Annotated in this window: 13 protein-coding genes; 6 read left to right on the top strand and 7 right to left on the bottom strand. The window is 71.9% G+C overall.

Features of this window, described 5'->3' with window-relative positions:
- Positions 1-167 precede the first annotated feature (167 nt).
- Both ACFY6U_RS18680 and ACFY6U_RS18675 read left to right on the top strand, forming a co-directional pair.
- A complete protein-coding gene (locus ACFY6U_RS18680) occupies positions 168-1643 on the top strand; it encodes a purine-cytosine permease family protein (protein ID WP_390039477.1) in 1476 nt (491 codons plus the stop codon).
- On the top strand, positions 1640-2185 hold the full coding sequence (locus ACFY6U_RS18675; RefSeq protein WP_390039475.1) for a cysteine hydrolase family protein: 546 nt from the start codon (positions 1640-1642) through the stop codon (positions 2183-2185). The genes ACFY6U_RS18680 and ACFY6U_RS18675 overlap by 4 nt, the downstream gene beginning before the upstream one ends.
- Here ACFY6U_RS18675 and ACFY6U_RS18670 read toward each other — a convergent pair.
- Positions 2182-3597 (bottom strand): family 2B encapsulin nanocompartment shell protein, encoded by a 1416-nt coding sequence (locus tag ACFY6U_RS18670; RefSeq protein ID WP_390039473.1) that lies wholly within the window; start codon positions 3595-3597, stop codon positions 2182-2184. The genes ACFY6U_RS18675 and ACFY6U_RS18670 overlap by 4 nt on opposite strands.
- 356 nt (positions 3598-3953) lie before the next feature.
- Here ACFY6U_RS18670 and ACFY6U_RS18665 point away from each other — a divergent pair, with 356 nt between their 5' ends.
- The 3 genes from ACFY6U_RS18665 to pqqB all read left to right on the top strand — a co-directional run bounded on the left by ACFY6U_RS18665 (position 3954) and on the right by pqqB (position 6474).
- Positions 3954-4355 (top strand): SseB family protein, encoded by a 402-nt coding sequence (locus ACFY6U_RS18665; RefSeq protein ID WP_388917429.1) that lies wholly within the window; start codon positions 3954-3956, stop codon positions 4353-4355.
- A gap of 50 nt (positions 4356-4405) precedes the next feature.
- A complete protein-coding gene (locus ACFY6U_RS18660) occupies positions 4406-5518 on the top strand; it encodes a hypothetical protein (RefSeq protein WP_390039471.1) in 1113 nt (370 codons plus the stop codon).
- 62 nt (positions 5519-5580) lie between these two features.
- Positions 5581-6474, top strand: a complete 894-nt coding sequence (gene pqqB / locus ACFY6U_RS18655; RefSeq protein WP_390039469.1) for a pyrroloquinoline quinone biosynthesis protein PqqB — start codon at positions 5581-5583, stop codon at positions 6472-6474.
- Here pqqB and ACFY6U_RS18650 read toward each other — a convergent pair.
- From ACFY6U_RS18650 to ACFY6U_RS18625, 6 genes are all read right to left on the bottom strand, one after another.
- Positions 6471-6869, bottom strand: coding sequence for a MarR family winged helix-turn-helix transcriptional regulator (locus tag ACFY6U_RS18650; RefSeq protein ID WP_390039467.1), 399 nt, complete (start codon positions 6867-6869; stop codon positions 6471-6473). The two genes, pqqB and ACFY6U_RS18650, sit on opposite strands and share 4 nt — an antisense overlap.
- 64 nt (positions 6870-6933) lie before the next feature.
- A complete protein-coding gene (locus ACFY6U_RS18645) occupies positions 6934-7284 on the bottom strand; it encodes a VOC family protein (RefSeq protein ID WP_390039465.1) in 351 nt (116 codons plus the stop codon).
- Positions 7285-7514: 230 nt separating this feature from the next.
- Positions 7515-8549, bottom strand: a complete 1035-nt coding sequence (locus tag ACFY6U_RS18640; RefSeq protein WP_351492932.1) for a LacI family DNA-binding transcriptional regulator — start codon at positions 8547-8549, stop codon at positions 7515-7517.
- On the bottom strand, positions 8546-9451 hold the full coding sequence (locus tag ACFY6U_RS18635; RefSeq protein WP_351492930.1) for a carbohydrate ABC transporter permease: 906 nt from the start codon (positions 9449-9451) through the stop codon (positions 8546-8548). Before ACFY6U_RS18635 ends, ACFY6U_RS18640 begins: the two co-directional genes overlap by 4 nt.
- A complete protein-coding gene (locus ACFY6U_RS18630) occupies positions 9448-10374 on the bottom strand; it encodes a carbohydrate ABC transporter permease (protein ID WP_390039462.1) in 927 nt (308 codons plus the stop codon). Before ACFY6U_RS18630 ends, ACFY6U_RS18635 begins: the two co-directional genes overlap by 4 nt.
- On the bottom strand, positions 10371-11690 hold the full coding sequence (locus tag ACFY6U_RS18625) for an ABC transporter substrate-binding protein (protein WP_390039460.1): 1320 nt from the start codon (positions 11688-11690) through the stop codon (positions 10371-10373). The genes ACFY6U_RS18630 and ACFY6U_RS18625 overlap by 4 nt, the downstream gene beginning before the upstream one ends.
- A 238-nt stretch (positions 11691-11928) precedes the next feature.
- On the opposite strand from ACFY6U_RS18625, the gene ACFY6U_RS18620 reads away from it, so the two are divergent.
- Positions 11929-13950, top strand: coding sequence for a beta-galactosidase (locus ACFY6U_RS18620; RefSeq protein ID WP_390039458.1), 2022 nt, complete (start codon positions 11929-11931; stop codon positions 13948-13950).
- Positions 13951-14009: the final 59 nt, after the last annotated feature.

Genomic DNA, 14009 nt, shown 5'->3' with positions numbered 1-14009 from the left:
GCGCACCCGTGCGGTTGACGGAGCCGCAGGTCCGGCGGGTGCGGAGTGGAGCCCTGCCGGGCGCCGCGGGCCGGTTCGGGTCCGATCCGGTCTGATCGTTCGTCCTTGACCCCTGTCGCCGGGCCGACCTAGCCTCCAGCCAACACACCTGGACAGATGGGCCGACGATGGCGGACGCACGGGAACCCGGCAGACAGCTCCAGGTCGAGACGCACGGGCTCGACGTGATCGGCGACGCCGACCGCAAGGGCACCCCGCGCACCCTGTTCTGGCCCTGGTTCGGCGCGAACGTCTCCGTCCTCGGGATGAGCTACGGTGCCTTCGCGCTCGGCTTCGGCATCTCCTTCTGGCAGGCGCTGGCCGCGGGGGTCCTCGGCATCCTCGCCTCCTTCCTGCTCTGCGGCTTCGTCGCGGTCGCCGGGAAGCGGGGCTCGGCACCCACCATGGTGCTCAGCCGGGCCGCGTACGGCGTCCGGGGCAACCGGCTGCCGTCGGTCGTCTCCTGGGTGCTCACCGTCGGCTGGGAGACCGTCCTGATCGCCCTCGCCACCATGGCCACCGCGACCGTCTTCACCCGTCTCGGCTGGGGCGGCGGCACCGGGACCGAGGTGGTCGCGCTGATCGTGGTGTGCGCGCTGACCGTGCTCGGCGGGGTGATGGGCTTCGACCTGATCATGCGGCTGCAGACCGTGATCACGGTGGTGACCGGCGTCCTCACCGTCGTCTACGTCGTCCTCGTCGCCGACCACATCCACTGGGCGACGGTGAACGCGATCCCGTCCGGCTCCGCCCAGGAGTTCGTCGGCGCACTGGTGTTCATGATGACCGGCTTCGGCCTCGGCTGGGTCAACGCGGCCGCCGACTACTCCCGTTACCTCCCGCGCGCCTCCTCCGGCCGGGGCGTGATCGGCTGGACCACCTTCGGCGGCTCCGCCGCCCCGCTCCTCCTGCTGGTCTTCGGCCTTCTTCTCGCGGGCTCCTCCGCGACCCTGGACAAGGCGGTCGCCGCCGACCCCATCGGCGCGCTCACCACGATCCTCCCCACCTGGTTCCTGGTCCCCTTCGCCGTCGTCGCCGTCCTCGGTCTGGTCGGCGGCGCCGTCCTGGACATCTACTCCTCGGGACTGGCCCTCCTCTCCGCGGGGCTGCCCGTGCCCCGCTACCTCGCCGCCCTGGTCGACGGCGTCCTGATGATCGCCGGCTCGGTCTACATCGTCTTCTTCGCCGACGACTTCCTCGGCCAGTTCATGGGCTTCCTCACCACTCTCGGCGTGCCGATCGCCGCCTGGTGCGGGATCGTCCTCGCCGACCTGGTGCTGCGCCGCCGCGACTACGACGAGACCGACCTCTACCGCCCCGCCGGCCGCTACGGCGACGTCCCCCTCCTGCCCCTGCTCCTCACGCTCGCCGCCACGGCCCTCGGCTGGGGCCTGGTCACCAACACCGCCGCGAGCTGGCTGACCTGGCAGGGCTACCTGCTGGCCCCGCTCGGCCTCGGCGGCAGGTCAGGAGCCTGGGCGTACGCCAACCTGGGCGTCCTGGCCGCCCTGGCGCTCGGCTTTTTTGGCACCCTCGCCCTGGGGCGCGGCCGGGTCCGGGCCCAGGAGAACCTGCCCGCGAGCACCCCGGCGACGACCGCATGAGCACTCCTCCCGGCCTCCTGGCCGTCATCGACATGCAGCACGTCTTCGCCGACCCCGCCGGCCCCTGGGGCGCCCCGCGCTACGCCGAGGCGGCGGCGGGCGTACGACGCCTGCTCCCGGCGTTCGGCAACCGCACGGTCTTCACCCGCTTCGTCGCCCCCGCCCACCCCACCGGAGCCTGGCAGGCGTACTACGACCGGTGGCCGTTCGCCCTCCAGCCCCCGGACGCCGAACTGTGGCGCCTGACGGACGAGTTCGAGCGGCAGGCCGAAGTCGTCCTGGACGCACCGACGTTCGGCAAGTGGACCCCCGAACTCGCCGAACTCACCGCCCCGCACGGACGCCTGGTCCTGGCCGGCGTCAGCACCGACTGCTGCGTCCTGTCCACCGCCCTGCCGGCCGCCGACGCCGGCACCGAGGTCCTGGTCGTCGCGGACGCCTGCGCGGGCGCGGACGGCGACTCCCACGCCAAGGCGCTGCACCTGCTGGACCTGTACCGCCCGCTGATCCGGGTGACGACCACTGCCGAACTGCTGGCCTAGTCCCGGCGGGACACCTCCACGTTCTCCAGGATGCCGAGGGCGTCCGGGACCAGGACGGCGGCCGAGTAGTAGGCGGTGACCAGGTAGGAGGCGACCGCCTGTTCGTTGATGCCCATGAAACGGACGGTCAGGCCCGGCTCCGTCTCGTCCGGCAGGCCCGTCTGGAGGAGGCCGATCACGCCCTGGTTCTGCTCGCCGGCGCGCAGCGCGATGACGGACGAGGTGCGGGCCCCGGTCACCGGGATCTTGCCGCAGGGGAGCAGCGGGACGCCCCGCCACGCGGGGAGGTGGTGGCCGTCGACCTCGACGCCGCCGAAGTACAGGCCGCGCCTGTTGCACTCCCGGCCGAACGCGGCGATCGCCCGGGGGTGGGCGAACAGGTGCGTGGTGTCCCGCCGCATGGCGAGGAGTTCGTCGAGGTCGTCCGGGGTGGGCGGGCCCGAACGGGTGGAGATCCGCTGGCCGTGGTCGGCGTTGTGCAGCAGGCCGAAGTCCCGGTTGTTGACCAGCTCGTGCTCCTGGCGCTCCCGCAACACCTGCACGGTGAGCCTCAGCTGCTGTTCGGTCTGGTCCATCGGCCGGCTGTAGAGGTCGGCCACTCGGGTGTGGACGCGCAACACGGTCTGGGCGACGCTCAGTTCGTACTCGCGTGGCGCCGGCTCGTAGTCCACGAACGTGTGCGGGATGTCCGGCTCGCCGGCATGCCCCGCACTGAGCGCGACCTCCGCCTCGCCGAAGGCGTTCGTCTCCCGGTGCCCGTCCAGCCCGGCCAGTTCCACGTATGCCCGCAGGTCGGGGTGGCGGGCCGCGACCTCCTGGTACGCCGTGTGCGGCAGCGCCAGCACGGTGGTGGCCGTCGCCGCGCGGGCCGTGAACTCCCAGGCGCCGTCGAGTCCGGCGAGCACCCGGCCGCCGAAGGTGTCACCGTCCGCGAGGAGACCGACGACCGCCTCGCCGCCGTAGGGTCCCTCCCCGACCTGCTCCACCTTGCCGTGTGCGACCAGGTACACGTGGTCGGCCGGGCGGCCCGCCGCCGCGATCACCTGCCCCGGCGCGTACTCCCGCTGCTCGAACCGCGCCGCCAGCGCCTGCAGCGCCGTGCCGTCCTCGAAGCCGCGCAGCAACGGCAGTTCGCCCAGCTCGGCGGGGATCACCGCGACCTGCGCACCGGTCTGCACGAAGCTCACCCGGCCGTCGCCGACCCGGTACGACAGTCTGCGGTTGACGCGGTAGGTGCCGCCGGGCACGTCCACCCACGGCAGCGCCCGCGTCAGCCACCGTGAGCTGATCTCCTGCATCTGCGGTGCGGACTTGGTCGTCGTGGTGAGGTTCCGAGCCGCGGCGGTACCGAGGCTCTGCTGCTCCCGCTCCTCGGCGTCCGCCGCGGGCGTCGTACCGGTCTCGACCGACATCGCTGTCCCTCTCTCGTGTCGCAAGGGCGACGGGCCGGATGCGGACCGTCACCGTCCGCGGCTACCCCTACCCCCGCACCCGCGCCGCGAGTGGTGCCGGGGGGACGGAGCGCGAGGCACGTGCCACCGGGAACTGCCCCCGCACCACCCCTCACTCCGCCCCGACCACCCCCGGCCGCCGGTTTCCGGGTCGCGAGCCGTCGCCGTTGCGGATTCGGGCGCGCTCTTCCCAGGGGTGGCGAAAGCCCTGGTGGTCCCCGGTGCATGCCCCGGCCCCGACCGGGTACGCGTGCCGTGGCCGCCCGGTGCCCGCCGGACCCGCGGCCTGTACCACCACCGCTACCTGGGGATCTGCCATGGAGACACCCGCACACGACGACTTCCCGACGCCGGCCCAGCGGGCGCTCGACACGCTGGCCGTGAACGCCGAGGACAGCACCGCCCTGGACACGCTCGCACACAGCGACGTCCTGGTCCCGGTCCCGGACGACGCCGCCGAGGCGGCCGACCCCGCGATGATCGCCCTGCCCGTCCTGGAACGCCCCGACGGCGACCCCGTCGTCCCCGTGTTCACCTCGGAAGGGGAGCTGACCGGCCTGCTGCCGACGGTCTCGCGCTACCGCGTGGTGCCGCTCGGCGCGCTCGCCTCGCAGTGGCCCGAGGACAACCTCTCGCTCGCCATAGACGGCAGCTCCGCGCACGCCCTGACGCTCACCTCGGAGGGCGTACGCACCCTGCTGGCCCGGCCGGCGGGCTGAACTGGGCGCTCCGGTCACCGGGAGGCCGCCGTGCGGGCCAGAATGGCGCCATGGAATGGATCTCCGGGGTGGCCGGGGGACTGGTACTGATCCTGGTCCTGCGCAGCATCCTGCGCACGCTCGTGGTCCCCCGGGGCCTGTACTCCGTGCTGGTGTACCGGCTGTGGTGGGGCCTGCGCCGCGTGCTCTGCTTCACCGCGCACCGCGGCGGCTACCGGTCCATCGACCGCGCGCAGACCTGGCTCGCCCCGCTCATGCTGGTCGGCATGCTCGCCGCCTGGCTCGGCGGGGTGTTCCTCGGCTTCGGGATGCTGCTGTACGGGTTCTCCCCGCTCTCCTGGAGCACCGCGTTCCGGGAGGCGGGCTCCAGCCTGTTCACCCTCGGGTTCGCCAGCGGCGCCCGGCTGCGCCTGTCCGCGCTCGACTTCGTCGCCGCCGCCACCGGCCCCGTCGTCATCGCGCTGCAGATCGCCTACCTGCCCACGCTGTACGCCGCCTACAACCGCCGCGAACTGGAGGTCACCCTCCTGCAGTCCCGGGCCGGCGAGCCCGCCTGGGGACCGGAGATCCTCGCCCGGCAGTGGCTGGTCGACACCGAGACCGCGCTGCCCGAGCTGTACCGCTCCTGGGAGCGGCTGGCCGCGGACATGGGGGAGAGCCACGCCACCTACCCGGTTCTGCTGGCGTTCCGCTCGCCGCGCCCCTACCGCAGCTGGCTGGTCGGCCTGATCGCCGTCATGGACGCGGCGGCCATGCAGCTCGCGCTCGCCCCGCGCTCCGCCCCGCCGGAGGCCCGGCTGGTGCTGCGCGCCGGGTTCACCGCACTGCGTGACATCGCAGCCTCCGTGCGGGCCACCTTCGACACCGACCCGGCCCCGGACGCCCCCATCGAGCTGACCTACGGGGAGTTCGAGGAGGCCGTGACCATGCTGGAGAAGACCGGTTTCCGGGCCGAACGCGGCACCGCCGAGGCCTGGCCGCACTTCCACGGCTGGCGGGTCAACTACGAGGCGGTCGCCTACGAGCTGTGCCGCCGCTGCGACGCCGTACCCGCGCTGTGGACCGGTGACCGCGACTTCCCCTCGGAACCGATCCCGCCGCTCCGCCCGGTGGACCGGCGGCCGCCCGAAGGACGGCCGGAAGTTCCCCCCGTCGACGGGTAGCGCGGCGCATCCTGAGGGAAGATCCCAGCAGGGGCCGGGGAGACCGAGAGGGGCGGATCGTCGTGAGGGTCGTCCTGCTGGGCACCGCCGCCGGGGGCGGGTTCCCGCAGTGGAACTGCGCCTGCGCGCTGTGCGCCGCCGCCCGGGACGGCAAGCTGCCCTCCCGGACCCAGGAGTGCGTCGCGCTGACCGGCAACGGCCGGGACTGGTGGCTGCTCAACGCCTCCCCGGACATCCGCGCCCAGCTCACCGCCACGGCCGCGCTGTGGCCGGGACCGGGCCCCCGGGACACCCCGGTGCGCGGCGTGCTGCTCACCGACGCGGAGGCCGACCACGTCACCGGCCTGACCGTGCTGCGCGGCGCGCCGGACCTCAAGGTGTACGCGGCCCCGCCGGTGCGGACGGTGCTGGCCCCGGCCCGGGGCGCCCTGGACAGCTACGCCCCATGGGAGTGGGCCGACAGCCTGGCCGACGGCGGCTTCGTGCTGGCCGGCGGCCTGGTCGTCACCGCCCATCCGGTCGGCGCCAAGGTCCCGGCGTACGTCCCGGCCGCGCTCGCCGAATCCGACGGCCGCTGGGTCACGGCGTACCGCATCGAGGACCTGGCCACCGGGGGAGTGCTGCTGTACGCCCCCTGCGTCGGCTCCTGGAGCGACGTCCTGGACGAGCTCTGCGCGGAGGCCGACTGCGTCCTGCTGGACGGCACTTTCTTCACCGCCCGCGAGATGGGCACCACGGTCCGCTCCGGTCCCCGCCGGCAGGCGGCGATGGGCCACCTCCCGGTCTCCGGCGCCCACGGCAGCCTCGCCGCCCTGGCCCGCCATCCCCGCACCCGCCGGATCTACACCCACCTCAACAACACCAACCCCCTGGTCGACCCGGCCTCCAGGGCCCGCGCCCAGGTGGCCGCGGAGGGCGTCGAGGTCCTCCCCGACGGGATCGAGTTCGCGCTCTAGCCCTCCGCGCCTTCGAGCATCCGCCCCAGTACCGCCCGCTGCAGCGGGCGGACCTCGGCGTGCAGGGCGCGGCCCTTCGGGGTGAGCGCGACCCATACGCCCCGCCGGTCCTCGACGCAGACCGAACGCTCCACCAGGCCGTCCTTCTCCAGCCGTCCGATCAGCCGGGAGAGGGCGCTCTGGCTCAGGTGGACCCGGCCCACCAGGTTCTGCACCCGGCAGTGGTCACCCTCGGCCGGGGTCTCGGTGGCGAGCAGGTCGAGCACCTCGAAATCGCTCGCGCCCAGCCCGTGCGGATGCAGCACCCGGTCGATCTCGCACATGGTGCGCGCGTGCACCGACAGGATGTCCCGCCACTGTTCCTCGAGCCGGGCCTCGGCCGTCTTCACTGCCATACCCGCACCGTAACACCGATCAAGCCAATTGTTGAGTGCGCAACTAGTGCGGGTGCAAGCAGTCTCAGGCCACCGGGTCCTGGAGCAGCCCCACCATGTTTCCGTCGGCGTCCTTCACCGAGGCGACCAGCCGCCCGTTGCCGACGTCCCGTGCGTCCTGGACCAGCTCGGCGCCCGCCGCCAGCAGCGCCGCGAGCCGCTCCCGCAGATCGGTGACGTGCCAGAACGGCGTCGGCCCGGTCAGGCCCTGGGCGTGCCCGTTGGGGTCGAGGCCGACATCCTGCCCGGCGGCCTTGAACCCGATGTAGTACGGCTCGTCGGCATACGGCTCGACGCCCAGCAGCGCACCGAACAGGGCCTTGGCCCGCGCCGTGTCCTTGACGGGGTAGATGATCGTCTGCACGCCTTCGCTCATGGCGCTCTCACTCCTCGCGACAGGGGAACCGGCGCTTTCCGGCCGGTGATCCCACGCTAGGACGGCGCCGCCCACCGCGGCTTCTCCAATCCTGACCGCTTGAGGAAGCGCCCCGAAGGGGCGCTGGGGGTACCCCCGGCCGAAGGCCGGGGGAGGAACTGCGCGACCAGCCCCCACGCGGCCGCAGCTGCCCGACAACGCCCCCCCCGGCACCCCGGAGCGCGCCCGGCTCACGCGGACTCGCGCCGCACCAGCTCCGTCGGCAGGATCACCGCCGCCGGGTCCTCGCCCCCTATCTGGGCGAGCAGCACCCGGACCATCTCGTTGCTGATCCGGTCCCACGGCTGGCGGATGGTGGTGAGCTGGGGGGTCACCGCGGTGGCCGCCGGGGAGTCGTCGAAACCGCCGACAGCGATGTCATCCGGCACCCGCCGGCCGGCCCGCTGGAGCACCGCCAGCACGCCCTGCGCCATCAGGTCGGAGGCCACGAACACGGCGTCCAGGTCCGGGGCCTGCGCGAGCAGCCGCTCGGCCCCCGCCTCGCCGCTCGCCTTGCTGTAGTCCCCGGGCACGACGAGCGCCTCGTCGACCGCGATGCCCGCCTCGGTGAGGACCTCCTTGTACCCGGCGAGCCGCTCCACACCGCCCGGGGTGTCCAGCGGCCCGGTGATCATGCCGATCCGGCGGCGCCCCACGTCCAGCAGGTGCCGGACCATGTCCCGGGCGCCGTCCCGGTCGTCGGCGGCCACGTAGCTCACCTTCGAGCCGAGCCCGATCGGCTTGCCGCAGGCCACCAGCGGCACGCCCGCCTCGCGCAGCTCCTCCGCGACCGGGTCGCCGGAGTGACTCGACACCAGCAGCACCCCGTCGACGTGCCCCGCGGTGATGTACCGGGTGATCCGCCGCCGTTCGTCCTTCGTGCCCGCCAGCATCAGCAGCACCGGGATGTCGTGGCTCGCCAGCGCCTGCGTGCAACCGCTCAGCAGCACGTTGAAGTTCGGGTCCTCGAAGAACCGCTCCTGCGGCTCCGTCAGCAGGAAGCCGACCGAGTCCGAACGTCCGGTGATCAGCGAGCGGGCGTGCCGGTTCACGACGTAACCCGTCCTGCGGATGGCGTCGTTGACCGCCTCCGCAGCGGCCGGGCTGACGTAGTGCCCGCCGTTGAGCACCCGCGAGACGGTGCCCCGTGAGACACCGGCCTCGCGCGCCACGTCATGGATCGTCGGCGGTTTGCGCCGGCCCCCCGCACTACTGCTCATGGTCATGACTTTACGGCCCCGGACAGCAGGTCAAGGCTCCAGAAGCGCTGAATGACCAGGAAGAGTGCGATCAGCGGCAGTACGGCCAGGAACGCGCCGGTGATCACCAGGGTGTACAGCGCCGGGGTGTTGGCGCCCTGCTCCAGGAGCGTGTACAGACCGAGGGTGAGCGGGAACCTCTCGTCGTCGCTCAGCATGATGTAGGGCAGCAGGAAGTTGTTCCAGACGGCCACGAACTGGAACAGGAACACCGTGACCATGCCCGGGACCATCATGGGCAGCGCGATCCGGGTGAAGATCCGCCACTCGCTCGCCCCGTCCATCCGCCCGGCCTCCACCACGTCGGAGGGCACGGCCGCGGCCGCGTAGATCCGCGAGAGGTAGACGCCGTACGGCGAGAGGATCTGCGGCAGCAGCACGGACAGGTAGGAGTCCGTGAGGTTCGCCTTGGCGAGCAGCAGGTACTGCGGGATGGCGAGGATGACCGGGGGCATCAGCACGCCGGCGAGCAGCACGTTGAAGATTGTCTCGCGGCCGCGGAAGCGGTAGGTCGCGAGCGCGTAGCCGCTGAAGGCGGACACCGCCGTCGACAGCAGGGCACCCAGGCCGGCGTAGAGGGCGGAGTTGCCCATCCAGTGCCAGTAGATGCCCGCGCGGTAGGCGTTGAGGTCCTTGAGGTTGTCCAGGAAGCCGGTGCCGGGCAGGAAGGTGAACGTGGAGAACAGCTCGCTGCCGGACTTGGTGGAGGCGATCACCACCCAGGCCACCGGGAGGAGCGTGTAGATCGCGCCGAGGACGAGCGTGAGCGTCGGGACCAGGGCGATGCGGCGGCGCAGCGGCGGTCCCTGGGCGGTGCCGGGCGTCGTTCCGGCGGCCGGGGCGGCCTTGCGGACGGCAAGAGAACTCATGCCGGTGCCTCCTGCTTGTTGCGGCGGTTCGCGGCCCGCAGGAAGCCGAAGGACAGCATCAGCGTGGCGAGGGCGATGAGGGTCGCCTCGGCCGCCGCGGAGTAGATGTCCCCCTTGGCGAAGGCGTCGACATACACCTTCATCAGCGGGCTCCAGGTCGTGTTGACCGAGTTGGTCAGGGGCTTGAGGGTGGTCGGCTCGTTGAACACCTGCAGCGTCGCGATGATCGAGAAGAAGAAGGTGAGCACCAGCGAGGGCGCCACCATCGGGATCTTGATCCGCAGGGCGGTCTGCAGCGGGGTGGCGCCGTCCAGCTTCGCCGCCTCGTGGACCTCGGCCGGGATCGACCTGAGCGAGGTGTAGATGACGATCATGTTGAAGCCGGTGCCGCCCCACACCGCGATGTTGGACAGGGCCAGGTACAGCGGCCCGCCGTCCAGCAGGTCGGGCTGCGGCAGGTGCAGCTTCGCGAGCACGTAGTAGAAGGGGCTGACGTCCGGCAGGTACAGGAAGCCCCACAGCAGCGCGGCCACCACGCCGGGGATGGCGTACGGCAGGAAGATCGCGAGCCGGGTGAACGGGGCGAGGCGGACCCGCTCGGAGTCGAGCATCAGGGCGAACAGGAGGGCGAGGCCCAGCATCACCGGGACGACGATGCAGCCGTAGCCGAGGACGCGCAGCGCACCGTCGTAGAACTCGTTGTCGGTGAGGGCGTCCTTGTAGTTCTCCAGGCCGGCCCAGACCTCCGTGCGGGCGCCCGCACCCAGGCCCAGCCCGGAGACGTGCACCTTGCGGAAGCTGAGCCAGACCGCGTACCCGATGGGCAGGGCGAAGAACAGGGCGAAGAGGATCGCGGCGGGGATGAGGAAGGCATACGGGGCCCCCTTGACCCCGTACGGCTTCCGGACGGTGGGGCTGGTCACTGAGAGACCTCGAAGCCCTGCTTCTTCATGTCGGCGACCGTGTCGTCCTGCATCTTCTGCAGGGCGGCGGCGAAGTCCGATTTGTTCTTCGCGGCGGTGCCGAAGGCGTCGTTGAAGGACGTGTACGCGACGTTCACGTTCGGGCCCCAGGCGGAGGGCGCCGTGGTCTTCGCGATCTCGGCGGCCTTGGTGTAGAAGTCCGACTGGTTCGAGAAGTAGGCGGGCGGGCTGGCGAAGGCACCGCTGGTCTGGGCGTTCGTGGCGGCCGGGTAGATGCCGCTCTCCTTGGCCAGCGCGTTGAGCGCCTCGCCGTCGGTGTTCAGCCAGGCCGCGAACTTGGCGGCGGCCGCCCGGTGCTTGGAGTCGGTGGTGACGGCGGTCGAGGAGCCGCCCCAGCTGCCGGTGACGTTCTCGGACGCGGACCACTGGGGGAGCGGGGCCATCGCCCACTTGCCCTTGGTGTCGGGCGCGGCCGTGGTCAGCGTGCCCGGCGCCCACACGGCGGAGACCCAGGCGATCTGCTTGCCGGTGTCCAGCGCCTTGTTCCAGGCCGGGGTGTACATCGGCTGGTTGTCGATGACGCCCTCCTTGACCAGACCGCCCCAGAACGTGGCGACCTTCTGGGTGGCCGCGTCGTCGATGGCGACCTTCCACTTGTCGCCGGAGGTGGTCCACCACTTGGCGCCGGCCTGCTGGGCGAGGCCCGCGAAGAGGCCCGAGTCGTTGGCGGAGAACGTGGTCAGGTCGAGGCCGGGTGCCTTCTTCTTCAGCTGACGGGCGTCCTGGGCGAACTCGTCCCAGGTGGTCGGCACCTTGAGGCCGTACTTCTTGAACAGGTCCGCGCGGTAGTAGAACATCATCGGGCCGATGTCCTGCGGCACCGCGTACACCGCGTCCGTGCCCAGCGTGACCTGCTGCCAGACGCCGTCGGCGAACTTCGCCTTCGCGTCGCCGACCGATGTGGATATGTCGGCGACCGCGTCGTTGCTGACCAGCGTCGGCAGCGCCTGGTACTCGGCCTGCACCAGGTCGGGGCCGTTCTTCGCCTTGTGCGCGGTGAGGATCTTGGTGACCAGCGTGTCGCCGGACGCCTGCTTCTTCACCGTGACGGTGATCTGGTCCTTCTTGCCCTCGCCCTTGTTCCACAGGTCCACGACCTTGTCCATACCGGGCGCCCAGGCCCAGTACGTCAGCGAGACCGGACCGGAGTCCGCCTTGCTGTCGTCGTCGGACGAGCCGCAGGCGGCGAGGGCGGTGGCGCCGAGCGAGACGGCGACGGCGGTTGTCACGAGGCGGCGGCGCTTCGTGTGCGGCATGGATCTCTCCCCTGACCTGGGCCCCCGCCCGTGGCGGGGGCCTGCCATGCAGATGTGTGAGCGTTCTCAGACCCGGATCATCGCCCGTCGCGAGTCCGTGTCATGCTCTGTGAGCGTTCACAGTAGAGAAACATCCCGGACACTTGTCAATGGTTGTTGCTGTGCGGTTATGTTGGGCTCGCGCCACGATCGATGTGTGTGAACGTTCCCAAATGATCGATTAAACGGGAGAGATCCAATGCCGGACACCACCCCCAGGGGCCTGACCAGGCTCGCCTTCGGCGGGGACTACAACCCCGAGCAGTGGCCGGAAAGCGTCTGGCACGAGGACGTCCGGCTGATGCGCGAGGCCGGGGTCACGATGGTGAGCGTCGGGATCTTCTCCTGGGCCCTGCTGGAGCCGGCGCCGGGGGAGTACGACTTCGGCTGGCTCGACCGGGTCCTCGACCTGCTGCACGAGAACGGCATCCGCGTCGACCTCGGCACCCCCACCGTGGCACCGCCCGCCTGGTTCTACCGCGCCCACCCCGAGGCCCTGCCGGTGACCGCGGAGGGCGTGCGCTACGAGTTCGGCTCGCGCGGCGCCATCTGCCACTCCAACGCCGACTACCGCGCCGCCGCCGCGAACATCACCACCCGTCTGGCCGAGCGCTACGGCCACCACCCGGCGCTCGCGCTGTGGCACGTCCACAACGAGTACGGCGTCCCGGTCTCGGCCTGCTACTGCGACTCCTGCGCCGCCCACTTCCGCCGCTGGCTCGCGGGCGCCCACGGGACCGTCGACGCCGTCAACGAGGCCTGGGGCACGGCCTTCTGGGGTCAGCACTACACCGACCTGGCACAGATCAACCCGCCGCGCGTCACCCCGACCGTGGTCAATCCCGGCCAGGCCCTCGACTACAAGCGGTTCGCCGACGCCACCATCCGCGAGAACTTCCGCATGGAGCGGGACATCCTGCACCGCCTCTCGCCCGGCGTCCCGGTGACCACCAACTTCATGACCGCCCTGAGCCAGTGCGACTCCATGGACTACTGGGCCTGGGGCCGCGAGGTCGACCTGGTCACCAACGACCACTACCTGATCACCGACGGGCGCCGCACCCACGTCAACCTCGCCATGGCCGCCGACCTCACCCGCTCGGTCGCCGGCGGCGCCCCCTGGCTGCTCCTCGAACACTCCACCTCGGGCGTCAACTGGCAGCCCCGCAACCCCGCGAAGGGCCCCGGCCAGATGGCCCGCAACTCCCTCGCGCACGTGGCCCGCGGCTCCGACGGCGCCATGTTCTTCCAGTGGCGGCAGTCCCGGCGCGGCGCCGAGAAGTTCCACTCCGCGATGCTCCCGCACGGCGGCACGGAGACCCGGGTGTGGCGCGAGGTCGTCGGACTCGGCGCCTCCATCGACTCGTTGACCCGGATCAGGGGCACCCGAACCCAGGCCGACGTCGCCGTCCTGTGGGACTGGCAGTCCTGGTGGGCGCAGAACCTCCAGTGGCGCCCCAGCGAGGACCACGACCCGCGCGAACGCGCCGACGCCTTCTACGAGGCCCTCTACGACCGCCACCTCACCGTCGACTTCGCCCACCCGGAAAGCGACTTGTCGGCCTATCCCCTTGTCGTCGTACCGGCCCTGTACCTGATGACGGAGGCGGCCGGGAACAACCTTCGCGAGTACGTCGCGAACGGCGGCACGCTGGTCGTCTCGTACTTCTCGGGGATCGTCGACGAGCACGACGCGGTGCACGAGGGCGCCTACCCCGGCACCCTCCGCGAGACCCTGGGCCTCACGGTCGAGGAGTTCTCCCCGCTCCTGAAGGACCAGCGGGTGCGGCTGACCGGCACCGACGGCTCCGAGCTGACCGGCGACGTGTGGACCGAGTTCGTCGTCCCGGACGGTGCCGAGACCGTCTGGAGCTACGCCGACGGCCTCACCGCCGGCCGGCCCGCGGTCACCCGGCACCGGCTGGGGGAGGGCACCGCCTGGTACGTGTCGACGCGCCTGGACGCGCACGGCCTCGACGCCCTGCTCGGCCGGGCCGCCGAGGACGCACGGGTCGCGCCCCGCGCCGAACTGCCCCGCGACGTCGAGGTGGTCCGCCGCACCGGCGAGTCCGGGAGCTTTCTCTTCGCGATCAACCACACCGCCACCGACGCCAAGGTGCCGCTGGAGGCGCACGGCACCGAGCTGCTGACGGGCGAACGCGCCGCGGGCCGCCTCGCGGTCCCCGCGGGCACCGTCCGGGTCGTACGACTCGACGGCTGAGCCCGTCCGCCGGGCCGGGCAGCGCCGCCGGCCCGGACCCGCCGAGACTCCCCTCCGTC

The organism is Streptomyces sp. NPDC013157, from assembly GCF_042899865.1.
Lineage (GTDB): Bacteria > Actinomycetota > Actinomycetes > Streptomycetales > Streptomycetaceae > Streptomyces.
Note: the sequence above shows the minus strand (reverse complement) of the source record. Positions and strands in the feature narration are given on the sequence as shown.

Coding starts and splice junctions, on each gene's coding strand:
- ACFY6U_RS18635 (WP_351492930.1), bottom strand. CDS start 9,451: ATGAGTTCTCTTGCCGTCCGCAAGGCCGCCCCGGCCGCCGGAACGACG.
- ACFY6U_RS18625 (WP_390039460.1), bottom strand. CDS start 11,690: ATGCCGCACACGAAGCGCCGCCGCCTCGTGACAACCGCCGTCGCCGTC.
- ACFY6U_RS18640 (WP_351492932.1), bottom strand. CDS start 8,549: ATGACCATGAGCAGTAGTGCGGGGGGCCGGCGCAAACCGCCGACGATC.
- ACFY6U_RS18645 (WP_390039465.1), bottom strand. CDS start 7,284: ATGAGCGAAGGCGTGCAGACGATCATCTACCCCGTCAAGGACACGGCG.
- ACFY6U_RS18660 (WP_390039471.1), top strand. CDS start 4,406: ATGGAATGGATCTCCGGGGTGGCCGGGGGACTGGTACTGATCCTGGTC.
- ACFY6U_RS18675 (WP_390039475.1), top strand. CDS start 1,640: ATGAGCACTCCTCCCGGCCTCCTGGCCGTCATCGACATGCAGCACGTC.
- ACFY6U_RS18665 (WP_388917429.1), top strand. CDS start 3,954: ATGGAGACACCCGCACACGACGACTTCCCGACGCCGGCCCAGCGGGCG.
- ACFY6U_RS18680 (WP_390039477.1), top strand. CDS start 168: ATGGCGGACGCACGGGAACCCGGCAGACAGCTCCAGGTCGAGACGCAC.
- ACFY6U_RS18650 (WP_390039467.1), bottom strand. CDS start 6,869: ATGGCAGTGAAGACGGCCGAGGCCCGGCTCGAGGAACAGTGGCGGGAC.
- ACFY6U_RS18670 (WP_390039473.1), bottom strand. CDS start 3,597: ATGTCGGTCGAGACCGGTACGACGCCCGCGGCGGACGCCGAGGAGCGG.
- ACFY6U_RS18620 (WP_390039458.1), top strand. CDS start 11,929: ATGCCGGACACCACCCCCAGGGGCCTGACCAGGCTCGCCTTCGGCGGG.